Source organism: Rhodococcus quanlei (genome assembly GCF_055231015.1).
Window position 1 is genome coordinate 72,432 of record NZ_JBUYWD010000016.1, and the last position, 22,023, is coordinate 94,454.

General features: G+C 64.9%; 20 protein-coding genes. 14 read left to right on the plus strand and 6 right to left on the minus strand.

Annotation, left to right across the window (positions count from 1 at the left end):
- The first annotated feature begins 121 nt into the window (after positions 1 to 121).
- Positions 122 to 1,159 (plus strand): LacI family DNA-binding transcriptional regulator, encoded by a 1,038-nt coding sequence (locus ACZI8Q_RS12980; RefSeq protein ID WP_463373950.1) that lies wholly within the window; start codon positions 122 to 124, stop codon positions 1,157 to 1,159.
- 212 nt (positions 1,160 to 1,371) lie between these two features.
- Here ACZI8Q_RS12980 and ACZI8Q_RS12985 read toward each other — a convergent pair whose 3' ends face one another.
- From ACZI8Q_RS12985 to ACZI8Q_RS13000, 4 genes are all read right to left on the minus strand, one after another.
- Positions 1,372 to 2,007, minus strand: coding sequence for a TetR/AcrR family transcriptional regulator (locus ACZI8Q_RS12985; protein ID WP_463373951.1), 636 nt, complete (start codon positions 2,005 to 2,007; stop codon positions 1,372 to 1,374).
- A gap of 95 nt (positions 2,008 to 2,102) precedes the next feature.
- A complete protein-coding gene (locus tag ACZI8Q_RS12990; RefSeq protein ID WP_463373952.1) occupies positions 2,103 to 2,978 on the minus strand; it encodes an SDR family oxidoreductase in 876 nt (291 codons plus the stop codon).
- Between the two features lie 73 nt (positions 2,979 to 3,051).
- The gene (locus ACZI8Q_RS12995; protein WP_463373953.1) at positions 3,052 to 4,455 is read right to left on the minus strand and encodes an MFS transporter; all 1,404 of its coding nucleotides are present in this window, start codon (positions 4,453 to 4,455) and stop codon (positions 3,052 to 3,054) included.
- A 384-nt stretch (positions 4,456 to 4,839) separates the two neighbouring features.
- Entirely contained in the window at positions 4,840 to 5,439 is a 600-nt protein-coding gene (locus ACZI8Q_RS13000) for a TetR/AcrR family transcriptional regulator (RefSeq protein ID WP_463373954.1), read from the minus strand.
- A gap of 147 nt (positions 5,440 to 5,586) precedes the next feature.
- On the opposite strand from ACZI8Q_RS13000, the gene ACZI8Q_RS13005 reads away from it, so the two are divergent.
- Positions 5,587 to 6,606 carry an aldo/keto reductase gene (locus ACZI8Q_RS13005; protein WP_463373955.1) on the plus strand — a complete coding sequence of 340 codons (1,020 nt, stop codon included), beginning with the start codon at positions 5,587 to 5,589 and terminating at the stop codon, positions 6,604 to 6,606.
- A 114-nt stretch (positions 6,607 to 6,720) separates the two neighbouring features.
- Here ACZI8Q_RS13005 and ACZI8Q_RS13010 read toward each other — a convergent pair whose 3' ends face one another.
- A complete protein-coding gene (locus tag ACZI8Q_RS13010) occupies positions 6,721 to 7,629 on the minus strand; it encodes an ABC transporter substrate-binding protein (RefSeq protein WP_463373956.1) in 909 nt (302 codons plus the stop codon).
- A gap of 157 nt (positions 7,630 to 7,786) precedes the next feature.
- On the opposite strand from ACZI8Q_RS13010, the gene ACZI8Q_RS13015 reads away from it, so the two are divergent.
- The gene (locus ACZI8Q_RS13015; protein WP_463373957.1) at positions 7,787 to 10,066 is read left to right on the plus strand and encodes an ATP-dependent DNA ligase; all 2,280 of its coding nucleotides are present in this window, start codon (positions 7,787 to 7,789) and stop codon (positions 10,064 to 10,066) included.
- An 8-nt stretch (positions 10,067 to 10,074) separates the two neighbouring features.
- Here the strand turns inward: ACZI8Q_RS13015 and ACZI8Q_RS13020 are convergent, their stop codons facing one another.
- Complete coding sequence (locus ACZI8Q_RS13020) at positions 10,075 to 11,079, minus strand: iron-siderophore ABC transporter substrate-binding protein (protein WP_463373958.1); 1,005 nt, start codon at positions 11,077 to 11,079, stop codon at positions 10,075 to 10,077.
- Positions 11,080 to 11,324: 245 nt separating this feature from the next.
- Here ACZI8Q_RS13020 and ACZI8Q_RS13025 point away from each other — a divergent pair, with 245 nt between their 5' ends.
- From ACZI8Q_RS13025 to ACZI8Q_RS13075, 11 genes are all read left to right on the plus strand, one after another.
- Positions 11,325 to 12,524 carry a hypothetical protein gene (locus tag ACZI8Q_RS13025; protein WP_463374048.1) on the plus strand — a complete coding sequence of 400 codons (1,200 nt, stop codon included), beginning with the start codon at positions 11,325 to 11,327 and terminating at the stop codon, positions 12,522 to 12,524.
- A complete protein-coding gene (locus tag ACZI8Q_RS13030; protein WP_463373959.1) occupies positions 12,521 to 13,861 on the plus strand; it encodes a lipase family protein in 1,341 nt (446 codons plus the stop codon). The genes ACZI8Q_RS13025 and ACZI8Q_RS13030 overlap by 4 nt, the downstream gene beginning before the upstream one ends.
- 505 nt (positions 13,862 to 14,366) lie before the next feature.
- Positions 14,367 to 15,467, plus strand: a complete 1,101-nt coding sequence (locus ACZI8Q_RS13035) for a tyrosine-type recombinase/integrase (RefSeq protein WP_463373960.1) — start codon at positions 14,367 to 14,369, stop codon at positions 15,465 to 15,467.
- A gap of 245 nt (positions 15,468 to 15,712) precedes the next feature.
- The gene (locus ACZI8Q_RS13040) at positions 15,713 to 15,904 is read left to right on the plus strand and encodes a helix-turn-helix domain-containing protein (RefSeq protein WP_463373961.1); all 192 of its coding nucleotides are present in this window, start codon (positions 15,713 to 15,715) and stop codon (positions 15,902 to 15,904) included.
- Positions 15,905 to 16,239: 335 nt separating this feature from the next.
- Complete coding sequence (locus ACZI8Q_RS13045; protein WP_463373962.1) at positions 16,240 to 16,410, plus strand: hypothetical protein; 171 nt, start codon at positions 16,240 to 16,242, stop codon at positions 16,408 to 16,410.
- Positions 16,407 to 17,513: an AAA family ATPase gene (locus tag ACZI8Q_RS13050; RefSeq protein ID WP_463373963.1), complete on the plus strand. Its 1,107-nt coding sequence runs from the start codon at positions 16,407 to 16,409 to the stop codon at positions 17,511 to 17,513. Before ACZI8Q_RS13045 ends, ACZI8Q_RS13050 begins: the two co-directional genes overlap by 4 nt.
- 44 nt (positions 17,514 to 17,557) lie before the next feature.
- Positions 17,558 to 17,773, plus strand: a complete 216-nt coding sequence (locus ACZI8Q_RS13055) for a hypothetical protein (protein WP_463373964.1) — start codon at positions 17,558 to 17,560, stop codon at positions 17,771 to 17,773.
- Between the two features lie 496 nt (positions 17,774 to 18,269).
- Entirely contained in the window at positions 18,270 to 19,739 is a 1,470-nt protein-coding gene (locus ACZI8Q_RS13060; protein ID WP_463373965.1) for a terminase large subunit domain-containing protein, read from the plus strand.
- Positions 19,736 to 21,049: a phage portal protein gene (locus tag ACZI8Q_RS13065; protein ID WP_463373966.1), complete on the plus strand. Its 1,314-nt coding sequence runs from the start codon at positions 19,736 to 19,738 to the stop codon at positions 21,047 to 21,049. Before ACZI8Q_RS13060 ends, ACZI8Q_RS13065 begins: the two co-directional genes overlap by 4 nt.
- Positions 21,046 to 21,654 (plus strand): hypothetical protein, encoded by a 609-nt coding sequence (locus tag ACZI8Q_RS13070; protein ID WP_463373967.1) that lies wholly within the window; start codon positions 21,046 to 21,048, stop codon positions 21,652 to 21,654. The genes ACZI8Q_RS13065 and ACZI8Q_RS13070 overlap by 4 nt, the downstream gene beginning before the upstream one ends.
- Entirely contained in the window at positions 21,569 to 22,006 is a 438-nt protein-coding gene (locus ACZI8Q_RS13075; protein ID WP_463373968.1) for a hypothetical protein, read from the plus strand. The genes ACZI8Q_RS13070 and ACZI8Q_RS13075 overlap by 86 nt, the downstream gene beginning before the upstream one ends.
- Positions 22,007 to 22,023: the final 17 nt, after the last annotated feature.

Sequence of the window (22,023 nt, forward strand, 5' to 3'; positions counted from 1 at the left end):
GTCTGCAAAAGTTGACGCGAACGATTGTGCAATCGATTGCATCCACTACAGTAGGGGCCCGCAGCAGCCGCCGTCAATCGTGGCCTGCGGACCCGCCCGAAACAGAGAACGGAAAACGCGCATGCCGGATCGCCTCACCCGCACCCCCGGGCGTCCGCCGACCCTGCGCGAGATCGCCGACCGCGCCGGGGTCCACACCTCCACGGCCTCGCGGGTCCTGCGGCAGCCCGAGCCGGTCGACGGCTGGTCGGCATCCGCCGTCCGGGTGCGGGAGGTCGCGGCCGAACTCGGCTATCAACCCAATCTGATGGCCGCCAGCCTGCGGACCCGCAAGACCACCGCCCTCGGCGTCGTCATGCCACGCCTCACCGACGGGGTGGTGGCCACCATGCTCGAGGGCGTGGAGGAGGCTGCCACCGCCGCCGGATACTCGGTTCTGCTCTCGAGCCCGCCCGACGAGCCCGAGGCGCAGCGCCGCGCAATCGAATTCCTGGTCAGTCGGCAGGTGGACGGACTGCTGCTGAGTAGCCTGCACATACCCGCGCAGCGGTTCGTGGGGTCGCTCGCCGTGGGGTCGCTGCCGATGATGCTGCTCAACCGGCGCGCCGACGTCACCCTGCCGTTCGTCGCCGGCGACGATCGGCGCGGTGGCTACCTGGCCGGCCGCCACCTGCTCGACCGCGGGTTCCGTGACGTGGGCGTCATTTCCGGCCCCAAGCACGCGAGCACGGCCCGCGACCGACTCGCCGGCTTCCTTGATGCGCTGGCCGAAGACGGGATCGGCCTGGGACCGAATCGCGTCCTGCCCTCGACCTTCGATGTCTCGGGCGGCGTCGCCGCGGCCGGTGCGCTGCTCGGCGGCGACTCGCGTCCCGACGCGGTGTTCACCGTCAGCGACACCATCGCGATCGGTGTGCTCGGCGTCGCGCGTGACCTGGGCCTGCGGGTACCGGAGGATCTGGCGATCATCGGCTACAACGACATCCCCGTTGTCTCGCAGCTGCCGGTTCCGCTGACGACGGTCCGTTCGCCCGCGCATGGGATCGGAGCGCTGGGTGTGCGCAGGCTGCTGGCTCTGATCGCCGGCAACGAGGTGGAGCCGACGCGGCTACCCGTCGAGCTGATCGAGCGGGCGTCGACACGCCGTTACGACGCGTGAGCGGCAGTTGCCGGCGGGAATCAGTCGGCAATCCACTCCAGCTGTGAGTGCTGCCCCAGCCACGACCCTCATACTCCTCTGGGGATCCGGGACTGTTGCAGGGATGGGTACCTGATCAGTGGGAGCAGTGATCCGGATCCGTGGATTTCGCACGTCTGTTCGCCGACAGATCTGGTGGGTCCGGCAGTTCGACGATGGCGGCAGGGGAGTGGTCAGCGGGTCAGGAGGGTGTCGAGTTCGTCGGCGAACAGCAGGGCGGGGTCGAACTGCATGCCGGCGAAGTGGCCGGCGAGTTCGAGGGACAGGACCCCATGCATGCGGGTCCAGAAGGACAGGGCGCGGTGCACGGTGGTGGCGGGTACCGGGTTGCTGTCGGGATGGTGTTCGAGGTGGTCGTCGAACGGCGTCCGCGGGTCATCGAAGGATATTGCAGCGAATGCCTCGGTCAGAACGGTCATGATTCGGGAGGCGATCTCGGTGGTTTCGCCGGGTGCGTGGTAGCCGGGAACGGGTGTGCCGAAGATCAGGAAATACCGTTGTGGGTCGTTCATGGCCCATTCTCGCAGGGTGTGGGCTAGTCCGGTGACGTCGGCGCCGGACTCGAACGCTGCTTGCATATTGTCGGCGAGACTGAGGTAGGCGTCGCGGATGAGTTCGGTGATCAATTCGTCGCGACTTGCGAAGTAGCGGTACAGAGCCGGCCCAGTCATTCCCACGTGTTTTGCGATCGATTTGAGTGAGAGCGCGGAAGCGCCGGCCGTGGCGATTTGCTCCCACGCGTGCTGCTTGATTTCCTCGCGCACCTGGGCGCGGTAGCGCTCTCGCGAACTGGTCATCGGCGCGGGCATGGTCGACCGCCTCCTTTCCGGCGTGCTCCGTTGTCCGATACGTTATCTTCTGTCGCTGCTGCCCCGGTGCTCGCGCGCTGCCCTGGGTGTCGGTGTCACTGCGCGGCTGCCGATGTGAAGGCGGCGGCGTAGTCGCGTGCGAAGTCGTCGACGCCGAGCGCTGGGCGGCCGAGAAGCTGGGGCATCGCAGGGTCGATGGCGGCTGCCTCACCGCGCCGGTAGTGGGCGTAGTCCTCGACGAGCCCGGCTGCTTGCCAGTCTGGGAGCACGGTGGAGAGGAACTCGGCGAACGCGGTTTCGGGCAGATCGGTGAAGGTGGTCGGGCGGCCTGTCGCTACCGAGAGGGCGCGTGCGATGTCGTGATGGGTGACTGCTGCGGGCCCGGTCAGGGTGTAGGTGCGGCCGAGGTGGCCTGGTGTGGTCAGGACGAGGGCAGCGACTGCGGCGATGTCGCGGGTGTCGACTGCGCTGACGGCCGCGTCGCCGATCGGTGCTGCGAGGATGCCGTGGTTTGCGATGGTATCGGCAAGGGTGAGAAGTCCTTGCAGGAACAGGTTCGGCCGCAGCACGGTGTGCGCGATCTCGACGTGGCGCAGGTGCTGTTCGACCTGGGCGTGCCAGCGCAAGAACCGCACCGGAGAGTCGCTGTGTGCGGCGTACTGGGACAGCACCACCAACTGGTCGAGACCGGCGTCGGCGGCGAGGTCGACGAATCGGTTCTGGCGCAGAGCTGCCTGCGCCGAAGATGGGGTGTTCACGAACGCGGCCGCCGTACCACGTAGTGCGGCGGACAGCGAGGGCGGGTCGTCGAAGTCGGCAACGGCCACCTCGACGTCCCCGCCGAACCGCGCGGCGTGCTCCGGGTCGCGGACCATGACGCGTACGTGGGCGCCGCGGTCGGTCAGCGCAGGTATCAGCGACGACCCGATCAGACCGGTCGCGCCGGTTACCAGAATGGTGTCAGAGCTCATCGTATGGCCTTCCTCGAGTTGGATGAAGTCGATCGACGGATGCGGGGTGGGCAACAGGTGCGCGGGGTTGGTTTCATGAACTGCTCGTGCCTACGGTGCCCGGGATGCGGTGGGTCGGCGGTATCACGGACAGGATCAGCGCGAGCAATGCGAGGGCGGCGGTGCCGGCGAACGCGATGGTGAACGAGAACCCGCCGCCGACGGTGGCCACGGCGACCAGAATGGCAAGGCCGACGGCGCCGCCGAGTTGGCGGGCGGCGTTCGTCAGCCCGCTGAGCAGCCCGGTCTCGTCGGCGCCCGCGTCGCCCACCGCGGTCGTGGTGGCATACACGAAGCCGAGTCCCAGGCCGGTGCCGGTCAACAGGAACGGTCCGAGCAGGGCGAGCACGAAACTGGTACCGGTGGGCAGGGCAAGCCACGTCAGACCGCCGAGCAGCAGCGCGCCCGCGCCCGCTGCCGCGGCACGGGGGCCGAGGAGGCGGGCGAGCCTTGGCGCCGCGAAGCCGCCGGCGGCGATCATGACCGCGATGGGTAGCTGCGTCAGTCCGGTGGCCAGTGCGGACATGCCCAATTCGTGTTGTTGGTATTGCGGCAGGAAGAAGAACAATCCCACCGAGACACCGCCGAGCAGCAGCATCACCAGATTGGCGGAGATGACCGGGATGCGGCGGAACACGGTGAGCGGCACCAGCGGCTGCGGGGAGCGTCGCTCGATCGCAACGAATGCGGCCAGTGCTCCGGTCCCGATACCGAGTGTCGCCAGTGTGGTCGGAGATGCCCAACCGTCGTGCGGGCCAGTAGTCAGGCCGAGCGCCAGCCCGCAGACTCCCAGTGTGATGGTGGCCGCGCCGGCCACATCGAACCGGCCGGGACTGGTCGGCGAGGCCGGGGTCACGCGGGTGACGGCGGCGGCGACGACGATACCGATCGGCACGGGAAGCCAGAACACCGCCGACCAGCCCAGTACATCGGTCAACAACCCGCCGAGTACGACACCGAGCAAACTGCCCAGGCCGGCGACCCCTCCCCATAGGCCGATCGCACGTCGGCGCTCGTCCGCGCCCGGATACAAGCTGAGAACGACGGACAGTGCGGCGGGGGTGAGGACCGCCGCACCAGCCCCCTGCACGATGCGCGCGACGATCAATACCGTCGCGGACGGGGCGAGCGCGCATACCCCGGAAGCAGCCGTGTATACACCGAGCCCCGCCAAGAAGATGCGGCGACCACCGAGGATGTCGGCCAGACGCCCACCGAGCAGCAACAATCCGGCGAAAGACACCAGATAGCCGGTCGCAACCCAGGACACTGCGGTGCTCGACAGTCCGAGAGCGGTGCGCAGCGACGGCAGCGCCAGATTGACCATGGCGCTATCGAGAATCACCACGCCCATCGATGTGGCCAGCGCCGCCAGGGCCAGGCCCCGTGAGCGTGCCGGCAGTGCAGTTCGCAGTCCGTCATCGGCGGCAACGACCATTGTGATATCCCATCTCGTGAGTTACAGACTATAACAACAGTTACTGTAGGTAATCGTTGCGTTTCGGTCAATGGGTGCCCTCGCCGCACCATGGCCCCCCGGGCAGACCGCCAATGCTGGGCCACCCGCATCACGACACGTGAAAACAGGAGCGCCGAGATGTGTACCTACTGAGGAACGGACCGCCACCCCGTGAAGAACACTGCTCATCCGCGCCTTCTCCGGCGAGGGGCAGGTTTCCTGCGCATCGGCAGCGAGGCATCCGGCAATCACTGACTGCCCGGACGTGGGCACTGCTCACCTGAATGGTGTTCCTCGAACTCGGACCGATTGTCGTTCGGATGGCAGCCGAGGAGATCCTTTTCGTATGCGGTCAGCTGCGGCTCATGGCTGGCTCACGTGGTGCGTCTGCAGTCCGGTGATGAGGAGTTCGACCATGTGTCGCGCGTTGTAGTCGGAGGTGTTGTTCGCGCCGATGCATAGGTTGCCGATGCCACGCATCAACTCGTATGCGCGCTGGCCGCGGCGGATCTCGCCGGCGTCGGCAGCGGCATCGAGCAGTTGGGCGCACACGGGAACGAGGCGATCGACGAAGTAGGTGTGCAGAGACGCGAATGTGGCGTCGTCGGACTGCAGCGCCTCTGCCAGACCATGTTTGGTGACGAGGAAGTCGACGAAGAGGTTGACCCATTCCCTCAGTGCGGCATACGGCGTGGTGCTTTCGGTGAGGAGGGTGGGGCCGGCCTGCGCGCAGGCCTCGACCTGATGTCGGTAGACGGCCACGATGAGATCGGCCCGGGTAGGAAAGTGGCGATAGATCGTTCCCACGCCGACACCCGCCGTTGCCGCGATATCGCGTACTGGTGCCTCGACACCCGACGTGACGAATGCGGCGGCAGCCGCCTCCAGCAGCGTCTGCTCGTTGCGTCGGGCATCTGCCCGCTTCCGTGGGCCCGGTCGCGCCCCACCGTCTGCATCGATCACTGCTGTTACCTCCACAGATTGATAAACGGAACGGTGTTCCGTATATTGGTAGCGGAACATTGTTCCGTTTATTCAGGATGTCAGAACAGGAGCAGCGACACCAACCCACTCGCCGCTCGAGCGCAATCACCTTCGGAGGAACACGACATGCAGTACCGCACCTTGGGGCGCACCGGCGTTCAGGTCAGCACTCTCGCGCTGGGGGCCATGAACTTCGGCAGGCTCGGAAACACCACCCAGGCCGAGGTCACCGCCTTGGTGGACTCGGCCCTCGAAAGCGGCGTCAATGTCATCAACACCGCGGACATGTACAGCCAGGGTGAATCCGAGGAGTTGGTCGGCCAGGCCATCGCCGGTCGACGGGATGACATCGTCCTTGCCACCACGGCCGGTCTGCCGATGGGAGACGAACCCAACCATCGGGGCAGCTCACGCCGCTGGTTGATCACCGAACTGGACAACAGTCTTCGGCGGCTCGGCGTCGATCACGTCGACCTCTACCAAATCCACCGGTGGGACCCGAATACCAGCGACGAGGAGACGCTGTCCACGCTCACAGACCTGCAGCGCGCGGGAAAGATTCGCTACTTCGGCACCTCGACCTTCCCCGCATACCGTCTGGTGCAAGCTCAATGGGCCGCCCGCCGGCATCACCTGAGTCGTTACGTCACCGAGCAGCCCAATTATTCGATCCTGCAGCGCGGGATCGAAAGACATGTCCTGCCGGTGACCGAGCAGTACGGGATCGGCGTGATGGTGTGGAGCCCGTTGGCATCGGGATGGTTGTCGGGCGCGATCCGCAAGGGTCTGGAAATCACCACCAGTCGCTCGAAGTTCATGCCGCAGCGCTTCGATACCGACGTTCCGGCCAACAGGGCCAAGATGGACGCCGTCGAACAGTTGGCCATGATCGCCCAGGAGGCAGGCTTGACGATGATTCAACTCGCGCTCGGATTCGTCACAGCACACCCAGGGGTGACCAGCGCGATCATCGGTCCTCGCACCATGGATCACTTGCGCTCCCAACTGGCGGCTGCGGACACGGTGCTGCCCAGTGATGTGCTCGACGCTATCGACGCGGTTGTTGCCCCCGGTGTCGATCTTGCCGCCAACGAAAAGAACGACACACCACCAGCGCTACTCGACTCGGCGTTGAGGAGGCGTTGAGCGCCGCCGAAGCAGTGGCGAGCGCAACCCGTAGGGCAAGCTTGCCCTGACTTACCGGGCCGGATTCCTCCTCGTGGGCATCGTCGTATGGCTCAAACCAATGGGAGACATGCCCTAGTCGAGGATGCGCGCGCCGCCGGTGTCGGTGAGCCATGTGCCGACGAGCGCATCGAGTACACCGTCGGCATAGAGCGAATCGATCGCGGCTGAAACACAGGGCGTGAGTGGGCTGTTCTTCTCGAGGACCAGACCGAAGTTTTCGGTGACCGAGTTCGGTCGGGGAAACTGTCCTACGAGAGTGGCGCCGTCCACCTGGTCCTCGACGATCTGGAATCCGGTAGGAAGGTCGACCACGATCGCGTCCACCTCGCCTGTCGCGAGTGCGTGCTTCACCGCGTCGTTCGTCGGGTAGGACTTCACCGGTGCGGTGGGGTCGATGGTGTCGACGATCGCATCGAGACTTGTCGAATCGACCTGCGCGCCCAGCCGGAACGACGTCAGGTCTGCGAGGTTCTGCGCTCCCGCGGCAGGATTGTCCTTCAACGCGACGACCGTCTGTGCCACCGAGTAATAGGGCGAGCTGAAGTCGACGGACTGACGCCGTTCGTCGAGGATTGTGAACTGGTTGATGTCGAAGTCGAATGGCTTGTCTCCCGGTGCCAGCGCCTCGTTGAAGGGCACGGACACGAAGACGGTCTGTTCTGGTGTGTAGCCGAGTCGGTGGGCAACTCGGCGAGCGACCGCGCCTTCGAAGCCCTGACCGTTGGCAGGATCGTTGCCTACGAACCACGGTTCGTAGGCAGGGGTGTCGGTGGCGATGGTGAGCACGTTCGGGCTCATCGTCTTGCCGCTGCCAGGCGCGCACTCGCCTGCTGCGCCCGTCGGGGCAGGGGGCACGAACTCACCCGAGTCCGGACCGCTTGTCGCTGCGACGGTTGTCGAGACATCCGCGTCCCCGTCGGGACCGTTTCCGGACGAGCACGCGCCGAGCACCAGGACACCGGCAGTCACGAGGACTGCCATGCGAGTACTGGGTCGGCGGGACACCCCGACATATTGCCCCCGGTGTCGGAATTGCGCCAATCGAACGCGGTGCCGTTTATGTCAATGAAACACAAGTGTTGCCAACGGAGAACGGTTGATCGGCGCACAATGTGGGGACGTCGACAACGGAGGCGCGATGCCCGACCGAGTTCGTGATGGCGACCACATCACTGTGGACGGTCGTCGGCTGTCGCTGACCAACCTCGACAAAGTGTTGTACCCCGAAACGGGAACCACCAAGGGAGATGTCGTCGACTACTACCTTCGGGTCGCCCCGATGATGCTGCCGCACACGGCCGGTCGTGCGGTGACCCGGAAACGGTGGCCGAACGGTGTGGGTGGGCAGTCGTTCTTCGAGAAGAATCTGGCGGCCTCGGCACCGGAATGGCTGCCCAGACGGTCGTTGCCGCATTCCTCTCGGACGGTCACGTACCCGTTGCTCGATTCGGTGGCGGCGCTCGGATGGGCGGGACAGCAGGCCGCCCTCGAACTGCACGTTCCGCAGTGGCGTTTCGAGGGCTCCGAACGGGGGCCCGCGACGCGACTGGTGTTCGATCTCGATCCCGGAGAAGGTGTTTCGCTTGCCGAATGCGCCGAAGTTGCCCGTGCTGTTCGTGATCTCGTGGCGAATCTGGGATGGCCGGCGTTCCCGGTGACCAGTGGCAGCAAAGGTGTGCACGTGTACGTGCCCTTGGATCGACGTTTGGACGGAACCGGTGCGTCGACTGTTGCTCGTCAGGTGGCGACGGGTCTCGAAAAGGTGATGCCGCAACTGGTGACGGCCACGATGGCGAAGTCCGTGCGTGCGGGCAAGGTCTTCGTGGACTGGAGTCAGAACAATCCGTCGAAAACGACCATCGCACCGTATTCGCTGCGCGGCCGCTCTCACCCGTTCGTTGCGGCGCCGCGAACGTGGGCAGAACTGGACGACGGGGACCTGCGGCACTTGACGTTCGACGAGGTGCTCGAACGCGTGGCGGACCGCGGCGATGTCCTTGCCGGGCTCGATCCGCCGATGGTTACGGGTACCGGCGATTCGCTCGCTATGTACCGGCAGAAGAGATCGGCGTCGCGAACGCCGGAACCGATCCCCGCGCAGTCACCGACCACCGGAAACGACGACACCTTCGTCATCCAGGAACATCACGCGCGCCGGCTGCATTACGATCTGCGTCTCGAGCGCGGTGGGGTTCTGGTGTCGTGGGCGGTGCCCAAGAATGTGCCGACGTCCACCGGAGAGAATCGGCTCGCCGTACATACGGAGGACCACCCGCTCGAGTACGCAGCTTTCTCCGGCGTCATTCCGAAAGGCGAGTACGGCGGCGGGACGATGACGATCTGGGACTCGGGAACCTACGTCACCGAGAAGTGGCGCGACGACGAAGTGATCGTGCAACTCCACGGAGAGCGCGTGCAGGGCCGGTTCGCGTTGATACGGACCAGGGGCGACCAATGGTTGATGCACTTGATGAAGGAGCAGGGGAGTGCGGGCCGAGTAGCGGAGTTACCGAAGGGGCTGGCGCCGATGCTGGCGTCGCCGGGGAGTATCGACGGGTTGAACGAGGACGAGTGGGCGTTCGAAGGCAAGTGGGACGGCATCCGGGTGATCGCCGAGGTCGCCGGCGATCATTTCCGATTGTCGAGTCGCGCCGGAAACGACAGAACAGCGCAGTACCCGGCGCTGTCGTGGCTTGCAGAGGATTTGGCGGGGCACGAGGTGGTGCTCGACGGTGAGGTCGTGGCGTTCGACCCGAACGGCACGAGCAGTTTCGGTGCGCTGCAGCGGGGCGGCGAACCGCATCTTCTCGTATTCGACGTGCTCCACCTCGACGGAGTGTCGCTGCTGCGCAAGAAGTACAGCGACCGTCGCAGGGTGCTGGAGGCATTGGGGGCGAAGGTTCCGAGGCTCGAAATTCCACCACAACTCGACGGGACTGCCGAAGAAGCATTGGCAGAGAGCATCGATCGCAGCTGGGAAGGTGTCGTCGCGAAACGCCGTGACTCCGTGTACCTGCCGGGCAAGCGCGGTTCGAGCTGGATCAAAGTGAAGAACTGGCGTACCCAGGACGTGGTGATCGGCGGGTGGCGGCCCGGTCAGGGACGACGATCGTCGACTATCGGTGCGCTACTACTCGGCGTCCCGGGAGTTGACGGCCTGCAGTATGTGGGGAAAGTGGGTACGGGTTTCACCGAGCGTGCGTTGACTGCCCTGGCAGCTGAACTGACGCCCCTCGTGCAGGAAGAGTGCCCGTTCGCGGGTGAGCTTTCACCCACCGAACGCAAAGGTGCCGTATGGGTGGCCCCCCGACTGGTCGGCGAAGTGCGCTTCATGGAGTGGTCGTCTGCCGGTCGTCTGCGGCACCCGAGCTGGCGGGGCCTGCGCGACGATGTTGCGCCCACAGATGTGCGCACCTGACAGCACCGTCAGCGTAAGGCGGTGTGCAGGGCCGGGACGAGCTGGTCGATGGCGTAGGGCACCGACAGCACGCTGTTGTAGGTCATCGCGCCGCGGGTGTCGGTGTCCGGCACGACCATTCCGCCGTCCTGGACCACGGGGACGGACTGGAGCATCGGATCGGATTCGACGAACTCGCGTTGTGCTGGGTCGTCCGCGAGCATCACCAAGACGTCGCCGTCCAGCATCCCGAGCCGTTCTCGCGAAATGTCGGTGAAGTACGTGTCGCCGGTGTCGAGTGCGGCGACCTCGTCGGGCAGTTCGAACCCGAGTTGCGTCATGAACTGTCCACGGGAATCGCCGGGGAAGTACGCGCCGTACCTGCCGTCGTAGGGCAGGACAACGGCTCCCGTTCTACCGTCGAATTCCGGGTTCGCAGCGGCGGCCTCGGCGAACGCGTCGTTGGCTGCGGTGATGAGTTCCTCACCCTGCTCGGGACGGCCGAGTGCGGTGGCGATCATTCTGGTGGCCTCGTCACGGGAGACGGTGTACATGGCCGCGCCGTCCGGTCGGGCGATGGTGGGGGCGATCTGCGACAGCAGGTCGTAGATGTCCTGGTCGAAGCCGGCTGTCACACCGATGATGAGGTCGGGCTCGAGTGCGACGATCTGTTCGAGATTCGGGTCGGAGTCGGAGGCCAGCCGGATCGGCTGCGCACCCTCGACGTAGGGCTCGGTCCAAGGGCCGAGTCCGGTGTCGGGGTAGAAGCTGTAACCGGTGACGGCAACCGGGGTGCTGCCGAGCGCGAGCGCCGCGTCGGCGTCGGTCACTCCGAGCGTCACGATGCGCTCGGGTCTGCTTTCGATAGTGGTCTCGCCGTAGGTGTGCGAGATCGTCACGGGAAACGACCCGTCCGGCGTCGCTGCGGGATCCGCGTCGGACGGCCCCGATCCGGTCCCGCACGCCGTGAGTGCCAGGGTCAGCAGCACGGTGGTCAACCCGCAGAATGCGCGGATGCGTGCGGTGTGAGGCATGGTTCTCCCGTCGATTACTGTCGCTGGCATTGGTAAGGCTTACCATGCATTCTGGGTGGAATAGGGGATTCGCGGGATGCGCTGACACACGTCGGACCGCTGCACTAGCGTCGAACGAGGGGGCATGTATTCCTCTCGAGGCAGGTCAACCGATGTCCGGATGTCGATATGTATCGAGGCGACGGGCGGCAGGGCGTTCGGGGCGCTACAGCCGCATCGCAGCATTCCTGTGCTGTGTGCTTGTCATGTCGGCTGCCGGTGGGGTCGCCGCAGCGACGCCGACGGGCCAACTGGAGCGCTACCTCGACCTACCTCTGGTCAATCGTGATGCTGCTACAAGTCCGGGTGGCGTCAATCCGGAGCTTCCGTACGATCGCGCCACCCTGGCTCAGTTGCTCGATTGCGCCCGGCAGGAAGATATAGAGCCCCAGCGGTATGCCGCACTGCTCTACCAATTCTGGCTCGTCGATGTGACCGAAGCAGCCGGCATCGACCTCGCGTCGTGGGATCCGCGTGCCGGGGTCGCCGCCAACCGGGAAAATCTCGTTCGCTCGTACAGTTACTACGAGCAGCTACAACTGCACCACCGAGAACTGCAGTGGGCGGGGATGGGAGGTCTCGTCGGCGCGGACTTCGGTGGCGGCCTCGTCGACTTCGAACTCACGACGACCATCTACGACCTGCCTGGCATCGCCCAGACCGCCAACACGATTGTCGGCCGGACGCTCCACGAACTCGGCCCCGACGCGGTGAACATGCTTCCGGAGGGGCTTCGGGCCCTCGCGCGTGCCGGTGCCACGATCACTGCCGAGGACCTGCGGTACATCATCGGATGGATTCTGGTGATGCAGAAGAACATCTTCTCCGATCTCATGCCGATGCACCGCGCCTATGTCACCCAGGGGGTCGGCGCACTCGACGAGATGCATGCCGCCGGACTCTTCGGTGACCGAATACTCGGAGCCTGGCGCGACATCGCTTCCGGCAGTGCCGATCGCATCGCCGCCGGTAACGCGGCACTCCTCAACCGGGAGCAGAGCACAGTCATAGGGGAGCAATGGGACACGGTGCGCGCCTACAAGGGGGATGTCGGTGAGGCCGTGACCTACCTGTCCACCGTCGCAGGATCCCCGTCCGTCGCCGGCGTCGTAGCCCCCCGCTATTTCGATTCGATCGTGATCGCTCAGCCGCTACCGGACGGGCGGACCGCGATACTGAAAACGCCATTACCCGACTGGAACTGGTCGGTGTACGAGAAGCGGTGGACATACATCACTGCGGAACTACTTCCGAAATATCGGAACATGGTGGACAACCATTGGCCCGAACTCGAAGCGCGGCTGCGTGTCCCGTTCGAAGTGCAGCTCGAACTCGGCCGGCCGACACGCAACATCCCGCAGATCATGTCCACTGCCCTGGAGCACACGGAGGTCACCATCTCATGAAGGCATCGGTTCGCGGTGCGATCGCGGTGGCTACCGCGTTCGCGTTGACATTCGTCGTCGCACCCGGTGCGTACGCCCAACCGGTGCCGCCTCCGCAACCGGACAGTCCTGCCCTGGACGAGGTGTTCAATCCCTACGTTGTCGGCACGTTCGTCGACGGCGGCTTCGGCAGCCCGGACGAGATCTTTCGGGCCCTGAACCCGAACGACCCGTTCTACCAGGAGCCGCAACTGACCGGTGGTGAACCGCCCGGAACCTTGCTCAAATCCAAGCCCGTCGACGTCATGTTCGCCGGATTCAAGCCAGGAAACCTCGATGCGTACAAACTGATGTACGTCACCACCGGGGTCGACGGCGAACACACGATCAGCACGGGGATTCTGATGATTCCGGTGGACGGCCGCGACAACGCGTCCCGGCCGCTGATCGGCTACCAGATGGCCAACGACAGCGTCGGCGCATACTGCCACCCGAGCACGATGTGGACCGGCGGCGACCCCATCGACGGCGCATCCTGGTCGGCGTTGGGCCCGCTTGCGCAGATGTTCGGAAACGGCTGGGCGGTGATGATCACCGACGTGGGCAACGACGGCGACCCGGATCCGCACGGCGTCTTTGCCGGCAAGTTCGCCGGGCACGCCAACCTCGATGGGCTGCGTGCTGCGATAGCGCTCGGCGAAGCAGGACTCGCGCCGGCCCCGCCGATTTCGCTGTTCGGCATCGCCGGCGGCGGGGTGGGTGCGGCGTTCGCCGCCGAACAGCAAGCGACGTACGCGCCGGAGCTGAACGTGAAGTCAGTGGTGCTCGAGGGCATGGTGATCAACACCCGGGACTTCCTGCGGAACACCGACGGATCGGTCGGCTCGGGATTCGGCTTCGCTCTCCTGCTGGGCCTCGAGCCCTGGTATCCGGACATGAAGGTCGACGAGAAGCTGACTCCGGCCGGGAAGGCGATCGCCGACGAGTATCGGAACCAGTGCCAGACCCCCGCCTACTTCACGATGCCGTTCGTGCCGTTGTCCGCCTTGTTCGACGGCGGTCGAAGTCCGGCGGACATTCCCGACTTCCAGCGCGCGTTCGAGGACAACCAACTGGGAACTCAGGCGCCGCGGGCGCCGGTGATGATCACGTCCTGCGTCGCCGACGACTCACCGATGTCGTTGGTGACCGCCCAGAACGCCCGTGACTTGGTGGCGCAGTACCGAGCAGGCGGAACAGAGGTCATCTACGAGCCCACCGACTGCTCGCTTCAGAAACTGTTCACCGATCCCTACGGGTGGGGCACCGACCTGTTCGGAATGCAGACGATCGACTGGATAGCGGAGACACTGCGCTGACGAACAGGGCAGTTTGCCCGACCTGCACGCCGACCCCGACGCGCCGACGGGCGTTTCGCGCCTGCGGCTGTCCAAGCCGGTCATCGCGTCGGCTGATCGGGACGAGCCACGCCATGGGGCATTCGGTAACACCGGAGACAGCACCACGGGACAGTGAGTAGTCGCTGCGGAGTGTCAGCAAGTTCTCACGCCTGCAATGGATGGTCCCGGCGTCGTTGGTCTTCGCCTCCGGGGGCCGATTCTCGTGACGGTTCGCTGGTCCGCCTGTGGGTGCGGGAAACGTATACATCTTTCGAACGGCCGTCTAGCGGCGCGGCAGAACCAACTGAGTGCCCTCGGCAGGATTCGAACCTGCCCTACTGCCATTACGTGTTTCTAGCTCGACCAGCTACGATAGCGTTCTCGGGCTGGTAGTGGCCGACTTTAGCTTGTGGCATAGCTGCACACAAGTGGACACGCGACTACTCTCAGAGTGCATGATTGATGCACGAGTAGAGGGTGAGTCATGGCGAGGTCACGCCGAAGTTGGGGATTGAACCGCAAACTGCCGTCGGGACGGTGGCAGGCGTCCTACGTTGGGCCGGATGGCCTGCGCTACAAAGCCCCCGCCACTTTCCATGCGAAGGACGACGCCGTTGCATGGTTGGCCGGCGAACGTCGCAGACTGGACCTCGGTACGTGGACTCCGCCCGGTTCCGAACCCGATGCAACCCCAGCACTAACCCTCGGGCACTACTGCGAAACATGGTTCGTGGAGACCAAGGGCAGGCACAAGCCGAGAACACGAGACCTGAACCGTAGCTACCTCGACCGCGTGATCCTTCCCGAACTGGGTGCGATTCCGATTCAAGAGCTGACCGTGCAACAGGTCCGTGCATGGTTCGCCGGACTCGACCCGTTCCCCACCCGCAACGCGAACGCCTACAGCTTGCTCCGCACGATCTTGAACCAGGCCCTCGATGACGAACTGATCCCGGCGAACCCGTGCCGGGTGAAGCGCGCCGCCGTGAAACACCGGGTAGTCGAACCGACGACGCTCACAGCGGCCGAGATTCGCGCTCTCGCTGCCGAAATCCGCCCCGAGCGATGGAAGGCGCTGATCCTCGTCGCGGGATTCTCAGGGCTTCGTTGGGGCGAACTGGCAGTCTTGCGCCGAAGTGACTTCACCCTCACCGCCGACGATTGTTCGGTAACCGTTGCGCGTGCCGTCACCCGCCGTGCTGGTGAGTTCGAAATCGGCCGGCCGAAGTCTCGCGCCGCACTGCGCACGGTGCCGCTGCCGTCTGCGCTGCGCCCGCTGATCGAAGCGCACATGACCGAGTACTCCCAACCTGGCCGAGCCGGTCTGGTCTTCCCGTCCGTGACTGGCGACGTGCCGCACGAGAACACAGTCAGGCCGCACTACAAGCGCGCAGGAAAGGCCATCGGTCACTCAGAGCTGAGATTCCACGATCTACGCCACAGTGCAGCAACACTGTTCGCGCAAGCGGGGGCAACGCTGGCCGATCACATGATCTTGATGGGGCACACCTCGTCCGCCATGAGTGCCCGCTACACGCACTCGACGCACACCCGGAACCGCGAACTCGTGGAGGGCATTTGGTGATCGCGCCGACAGTTCGGCTATCAAGTGGACGCTTGTAGACACACGTGGTGCTAGGCTGACGCCGTTAGGTGGATCGTGCACCCTCGCACGATTGCTTGCTCGCAACCATCTTGGTTGTGACAAACCAACCCAAAGCCCCGCGCCCACGTGCCAGGGCTTTTTTCATGCCCACATAACCCCACCCCTCCCTTAACCCCGTTGGCTCATGCCCGCGGGGTTTTTTCATGCCCGGAAGGCGATGAACCATGACCGAAAAGAAGCGACTCGCAGGCATTCAGGAAGCCGCCAACGAATACGGCGTATGCACAAAGACGCTGCGCCGCTGGATATCTGCCGGACGCATAACCGGCTACCGATTCGGCCCCCGCATGATCCGCGTGGACCTAGACGAAATCGACGCACTCCTGCACCCGATGGCGTCAGCGGGTGGCCGCTGACATGGAATCGACACGAAAAAGCCCCGCCGCAAACGGGGCTCAATCGCGGGAATCACACCACATGATCCCCCACAGTGTACGTCCCGACGCCGACCCACTCGCGGCGATGAGACGCCGCCGCAGTGCAGCGCGGAGACTGCCCGTACTCGAATGCGGTTGCCATGACCCGCTGAATCACAGCCGAACCTGTGCACGGCACTACAGCAACAATCCTGCCTGGTTATCCGCGCAGGACGACTTCATTCACGGTAAACCGGGCCGTTCGGCTGACGACAACCTCACGGTCCGGTTGGGCGCAATTCGACGCATGTACGAAATCGAATCGGGGGACGCCCGTGCATGACCTCGACCTCACCCACCGAAGCCGCGCCGCACGGTGCCTGCACCAACGGACCGGGTTCACCGGTCTGCACCCCATAGACGAAGTGCGTGCCCTCTGGCGTCGCAACCAGGGCGACGACCGGCAGGTTGCCGAACTCATCCACCAGACAGGAGCCGCCCTGTGAGCGTTGCCATCCCCACCGGTTCCACGGTTCCCGGAACCGACCCGGAACCATACGACATGGGCGTTTACGCGGTTCCCGGTTCCGGAACCCCTATGCGGGAACCGGGAACCGACGAACTGCCCGACCCCTACGCAGACATAGCGTCCATGCTCGACGGCACCCTGCCCGAACCGCCGAGGCCCGAGGTGCTGGAACGCAGCGACGGGCACGCTGTGTTCTACACAGGGCAAGTCAATTGGGTATTCGGTGACCCGGAAGGCGGCAAAACGTGGGTGTGCCTCGCATCCGCCGTCGAAGCCCTGGACAAAGGCGGAAAAGCCCTCATCATCGACCTCGACCACAACGGGCCAGACGCCACCGTCTCCCGACTCCTCGCACTCGGTGCGAAACCTGCCGTACTCCGAGACCGTGAACGATTCCGCTACACCGAACCCGACGACCAGACCGACCTACTGGTGGTTGTATCCGACACCGCCACCTGGAAACCGCATGTCGCGGTGGTCGATTCCATCGGCGAACTGCTCCCACTATTCGGCACCAGCAGCAACTCAGCCGACGAGTTCACCGGGGTGCACACCCGCGTACTGAAACCACTAGCCAAGTCCGGAGCGGCAGTGCTTGCCGTCGATCACCTCGCAAAAGGCCAAGACAGCAGGGCAGCCGGCCCCGGTGGGACTGCCGCGAAGAAACGGGCAATCGGTGGCGTATCCCTGCGCGTCAAGGTCAAAGACTCATTCACACCCGGCAAAGGCGGCAGCGCCTACCTGACCGTGAACAAGGATCGGCACGGCGGCCTGCGCGCTCACTGCCCGACAGGGGACAGGGAACCGCTGGCCGGCGTCTTCAAGCTGACCGTATGGAACAACCAGGGTGTTGGTGACCTGCTCTCGTGGTCCATCTCAGCACCAGCAGAAGGGGACAGGAACCCCGACGAAGCCGCACCCCCCGCTGATGTTGCAGCCATTGCCGCACTCGACCCCGAACCAACCAGCGTTGACGATGCACGCGAACGCCTGCGCTGGCAGAAGCAACGCACGGCACGAGCACTCAAAGCGTGGCGCGAACAACCCAACCAGTCGCGGTTCCCGGTTCCCGGAACGTGACTGCGGAACCGGGAACTGCACACCCAACAGACCAGGAGCACACCATGACCCACCACAACAACGGCCTACTCAACGTCGCACGATCCAGTGCACAAGCCCGACTCAACGGACTAGCCGCACGCTCAAAAGACTTCACCGAATTTCAACTCGTCCACCTCGACCGACTACTCGGAGAGTTCGACCGACGCTCACGCGCCGAACGACTCGAACTGAAAGAAGAAGCGCGCCTCGCACGCATCGCACGAGAAGAGGACGAATGACCCTCCACAACCCCTGCATCGAATGCGGAACACCCACCGAGGCAACCCGCTGCGACCGCTGCAAACCCGAGTACGTCAGCCGAGGCCCCAAGGACCAAGGCACCCGTCAACGCGGCTACGGCACCACCTGGCGCAAGCTCTCCGAACGCGCCCGACGAATGCAACCATTCTGCTCGGACTGCGGATCACCCGACGACCTCACATGTGACCACTCACCCGAAGCATGGCGACGACACGACGCAGGCCTACCCATCCGACTACAAGACGTAGACGTTGTCTGTCGCCGCTGCAACACCGACCGAGGTGCAGCACGCGGCCCCAACCTCGGACCCGGACACCGCAACCCAGGGGGGATAACCCCATCCGAGGGGGTCTCGACCCGCGGGGGTGAGGCCGAATATCAGTCACACACCCCAGGGGGGTACATCGTGGGGGTCTGTGCGCCTCGTGGAGCGACTTTTACGGCTCCCGAGGGGGATGGGTTGGGGGTGACCCGTTGAGGGCTGGACCGAAGGCCGCGATTACCGCCGATCCGTTGGACTTCACCGCGTTGGGGAAGCCGGGGTGGAAGCGGGTGGAGGCGTTCGCTGCCGAGTACTTGAAGGTGCCGAAGGGCACCGGGGCGAAGTCACCGTTTCGGTTGCGTCCGTGGCAGTTGGACATTGTGCGCAAGCTGTACCCGATGCGCGGTGACCGGCCACGTCAGGGTGTGGTGTCACTGCCTCGCGGTAACGGCAAGTCCGGTCTGGCCGCTGTCCTGGCCCTCTACAGCCTGTTTGCCGACGACGAGGAAGGTGCACAGGTCCTCATCGTCGCCTCGGACGAACGTCAGGCCCGAATCGTGTTCAATGCTGCACGCCGCATGATCGAACTGGACGAGCGGCTGGAAGAACAGGTGCAGATCTTCCAGGACCGTATCCGTGTGCCGCACACCGATTCGGAGCTGCGCCCGTTGCCGGCCGAACCGGGGGCGTTGCAGGGGTGGGACCCGTCGCTGGTGGTGGTGGACGAGCTGCACGTCGTCACCGAGGGTGTGTACGACTCCATGCTGTTGGCTGCGGGTAAGCGTGAACGGTCCCTGTTGCTGGCCATCTCGACGCCGGGTGAGTCCACCGATTCGATTATGTGGCGGCTGGTGGAGTACGGCAGGGATCACCCGGAGGACACCGCGTTTCGGTTGTTCGAGTACGCGGCCCCCGAGGGGTGCGCGTTGGATGACGAGAAGGCATGGAAGGCGGCTAACCCTGCCCTCGGGGACTTCCTGCACGTTGATGCTGTACGTGCCACGTTGCGGACGACTCGTGAGCCAGCGTTCCGCCGTTACCGGTTGGGGCAGTGGGTGGGGCAGATCGACCGCTGGCTGCCGTGGGGTGCGTGGGAAGCGTTGACGGACACCGCCCGTGTCGTGGCTGACCGTGACCGTGTGGTCCTGGCGTTCGACGGGTCCGCCTCGGGTGACAGCACGGCCTTGGTGGGCTGCACCATCGGCCCCGATCCACACGTTTGGGTGGAAGGGCTGTGGCAGGACGAAGGGGACAAGCAGTGGCGTGTCCCTCGCGGTGACGTGGACGCCGCGATTGCCGCCGCGTTCGAGCGGTACGACGTGGTGGAGCTGGCCGCCGATCCCTGGGGTTGGCGGTCCGAGATCGAAGGCTGGTCGAAGCTGCACGGGGAACGTCGGGTGTTGCAGTGGAACACCGCCGAGGCCCGCCGTATGGCACCGGCTACCGACCGTTTCTATGCCGCCGTTGCAGACCAGGCCGTCAGCCATGACGGGGATTCTCGCCTGGCAACCCATCTGGGCAACTGTGTTGCCAAGTCCACCGCCCTCGGTGACTTGGTGCACAAGGACAAACGCAATTCCCCTCGCAAGATCGACGCCGCAGTTGCGGCAATCGTGGCGCTCGACCGGGCGTCATTTCACACCAATGCACCGGCCCGAGGCCGAGTTCGGAGCTTCAAATGACCAACGACCTGTTGACGAAACTTGTGCAGGACCTCGATGGACGGCAGGCGAAACTTGCCGAACTCGAACGGTATTACGCCGGTGAGCAGGCAATGGCGTTCCTGTCCCCGGAGGCCAAGACTGCCCTTGGTGACCGGTTCACCCGTATGGCGTCGAACCTGCCCCGGTTGGCGGTCACCGCGTTGGCGGAACGGTTGCGGGTGAACGGGTTCACGGTGGCCGGCGAAAATTCGCCCGAACTTTGGTCCTCGTGGCTGTCCAATGACTTGGATCAGATGGCGCCGATTGCTCACCGTGAAGCCCTGTCGTTGGGCAATTCGTACGCGATTGTGTGGGCAGGTGCCACCGGGAAACCGAATGTGAGTATCGAATCGGCACGGCAGACCGCCGTGTTGACCGACCCCGGCAGCCGGGAGGTCGTGGCCGCTGTGAAGCGTTGGCAGACCACCACGGCAACCGGGCTGCCCGACAAGACGTTTGCCGTCGTCTACGAGCGCGACAAGATCACCCGGTACGTGTCCAACTCGACCACCACGGCTGCGTTCACCGCAACGGGCACCATCGACAACCCCCTCGGTGTGGTCCCGGTGGTGCCGCTGCGCAACGGTGACCGCCTACTCGATGACGGGGCATCGGAAATGCAAGACCTCATCCCGTTGGTGGACGCGCTGAACAAGTCCCTTGCCGACATGCTGGTGGGGTCCGAGTACTACGCGAGGCCCCGACGTTGGGCAACCGGACTGGAACTGGTGGATAACCCCGAGACCGGGGAAGCCGAGAACCCGATTCCCGAGGGCAACCGGACGATGGTCAACGAGTCCCCCGAGGGCAAGTTCGGCAGCCTGCCTGCCGCTGACCTCGGAGCCTACGAAGCGTCGGTGCGGGTGATCCTGTCGCAGATCATGGCCGTATCCGCGCTGCCCGCTCATTACGTGGGTGCCCTGGCCTCGACGCCGCCGAGTGCGGACGCTCTGCGTGCTGCCGAGGCATCGTTGACCGCCCGCGCCGAGGCGAGACAGTCCGTGTTCGGTCGCAGCTGGGAGCAGGTGGGCCGTCTCATGCTGGCCGTCGAAACCGGTGCTGCCCCGGAATCGTTCGATGTGCGGGTGCAGTGGGCCGACCCCGCTACCCGGTCGTTGGCGCAGGAAGCCGACGCCGTGGTGAAACTGTTCACTGCGGGACTGTTGCCGGCATCGGCTGCCCTGTCCCGCCTCGGATATTCCGATGACGAAGTGAACACCATTCGTGCCGCCCGCCGTGCCGAAGCCCTGGACTCGCAGGCTGTGAACCTCGACGGACTGGTGTCGTGAGCGACTACACCGACACCCTGAACATGCTTGCCACGTCCACCGAGACTGCGGTTGTTGCCCTGTACGAGCGGTTCCTGGCCGGGGAAATCACCGAAGCCGAGTTCGTGGAGTTGGGCACTGCTGCCCTCGAAGTGGCGAACGCACGGGGTGCAGCCCTGGCAGACCTTGCCCTGGCAACCGCGCTGTCGGTGCAACGCGAAACCCCGGTGCCGACAGTCGGGTTGTCTACGACCCGAACCAAGGCCACGGCACGGCAGGTGATTGTCGAAGCCCTGACCGAGCCGGGGGACACCACCGAGGCCGTGCGGGTGGCCGTGCGTGCCGAAACCCTGGCAGGGGCACAAGACGCCTACCACGAAGGAATGCAGGAACAAGGGGTCACAGCATGGACCCGAGTACTCAACTCGGGTGCCTGTGAGCTGTGCCAAGACTTGGCCGGGGATGTTCTGCCCGGTCACGCGGAGATGTATCACCACAAGGGCTGCGGTTGCAGTCAGAAACCAGTAGGAGAAGAACCACATGGAAACAGCACCCGAGCAGGCCGTAACCGACGCAACCGAGACGGACGCACCCGAGGCACCCGAACAGACCGCACCGGAGACTGACGCCCCCGAACAGGAGACCGAGCCGGACACGTTCCCGAGAGCGTACGTCCAAGAGCTGCGCAGCGAGAACGCCAAGTACCGGGACCGGGCCAAGAATGCGGACGCCCTGGCGCAACGCCTGCATGTGGCTCTGGTGCAGGCAACGGGGAAGCTGGCCGATCCCACAGACCTACCGTTCGATGCCGCCAACCTCGATGACCCCGAGGCCTTGTCAAAGGCCATTGACCAGTTGCTCGACGCGAAACCGCACCTGAAGTCCCGGCGCGTGTTCGGGGACGTGGGGCAGGGTGCCACCAGCAACAACGGTGGTGGGGTGGACTTGGCCGGCCTTTTGCGTTCCGCCGCAGGATAGGCACGGTTCCCGGTTCC

Excerpts from the sequence above, each read along its gene's own strand:
- ACZI8Q_RS12980 (WP_463373950.1), top strand. The coding sequence starts at position 122 with ATGCCGGATCGCCTCACCCGCACCCCCGGGCGTCCGCCGACCCTGCGC.
- ACZI8Q_RS12985 (WP_463373951.1), bottom strand. The coding sequence starts at position 2,007 with ATGCCCGCGCCGATGACCAGTTCGCGAGAGCGCTACCGCGCCCAGGTG.
- ACZI8Q_RS12990 (WP_463373952.1), bottom strand. The coding sequence starts at position 2,978 with ATGAGCTCTGACACCATTCTGGTAACCGGCGCGACCGGTCTGATCGGG.
- ACZI8Q_RS12995 (WP_463373953.1), bottom strand. The coding sequence starts at position 4,455 with ATGGTCGTTGCCGCCGATGACGGACTGCGAACTGCACTGCCGGCACGC.
- ACZI8Q_RS13005 (WP_463373955.1), top strand. The coding sequence starts at position 5,587 with ATGCAGTACCGCACCTTGGGGCGCACCGGCGTTCAGGTCAGCACTCTC.
- ACZI8Q_RS13010 (WP_463373956.1), bottom strand. The coding sequence starts at position 7,629 with ATGGCAGTCCTCGTGACTGCCGGTGTCCTGGTGCTCGGCGCGTGCTCG.
- ACZI8Q_RS13015 (WP_463373957.1), top strand. The coding sequence starts at position 7,787 with ATGCCCGACCGAGTTCGTGATGGCGACCACATCACTGTGGACGGTCGT.
- ACZI8Q_RS13020 (WP_463373958.1), bottom strand. The coding sequence starts at position 11,079 with ATGCCTCACACCGCACGCATCCGCGCATTCTGCGGGTTGACCACCGTG.
- ACZI8Q_RS13025 (WP_463374048.1), top strand. The coding sequence starts at position 11,325 with ATGTCGGCTGCCGGTGGGGTCGCCGCAGCGACGCCGACGGGCCAACTG.
- ACZI8Q_RS13030 (WP_463373959.1), top strand. The coding sequence starts at position 12,521 with ATGAAGGCATCGGTTCGCGGTGCGATCGCGGTGGCTACCGCGTTCGCG.
- ACZI8Q_RS13035 (WP_463373960.1), top strand. The coding sequence starts at position 14,367 with ATGGCGAGGTCACGCCGAAGTTGGGGATTGAACCGCAAACTGCCGTCG.
- ACZI8Q_RS13040 (WP_463373961.1), top strand. The coding sequence starts at position 15,713 with ATGACCGAAAAGAAGCGACTCGCAGGCATTCAGGAAGCCGCCAACGAA.
- ACZI8Q_RS13055 (WP_463373964.1), top strand. The coding sequence starts at position 17,558 with ATGACCCACCACAACAACGGCCTACTCAACGTCGCACGATCCAGTGCA.
- ACZI8Q_RS13065 (WP_463373966.1), top strand. The coding sequence starts at position 19,736 with ATGACCAACGACCTGTTGACGAAACTTGTGCAGGACCTCGATGGACGG.
- ACZI8Q_RS13075 (WP_463373968.1), top strand. The coding sequence starts at position 21,569 with ATGGAAACAGCACCCGAGCAGGCCGTAACCGACGCAACCGAGACGGAC.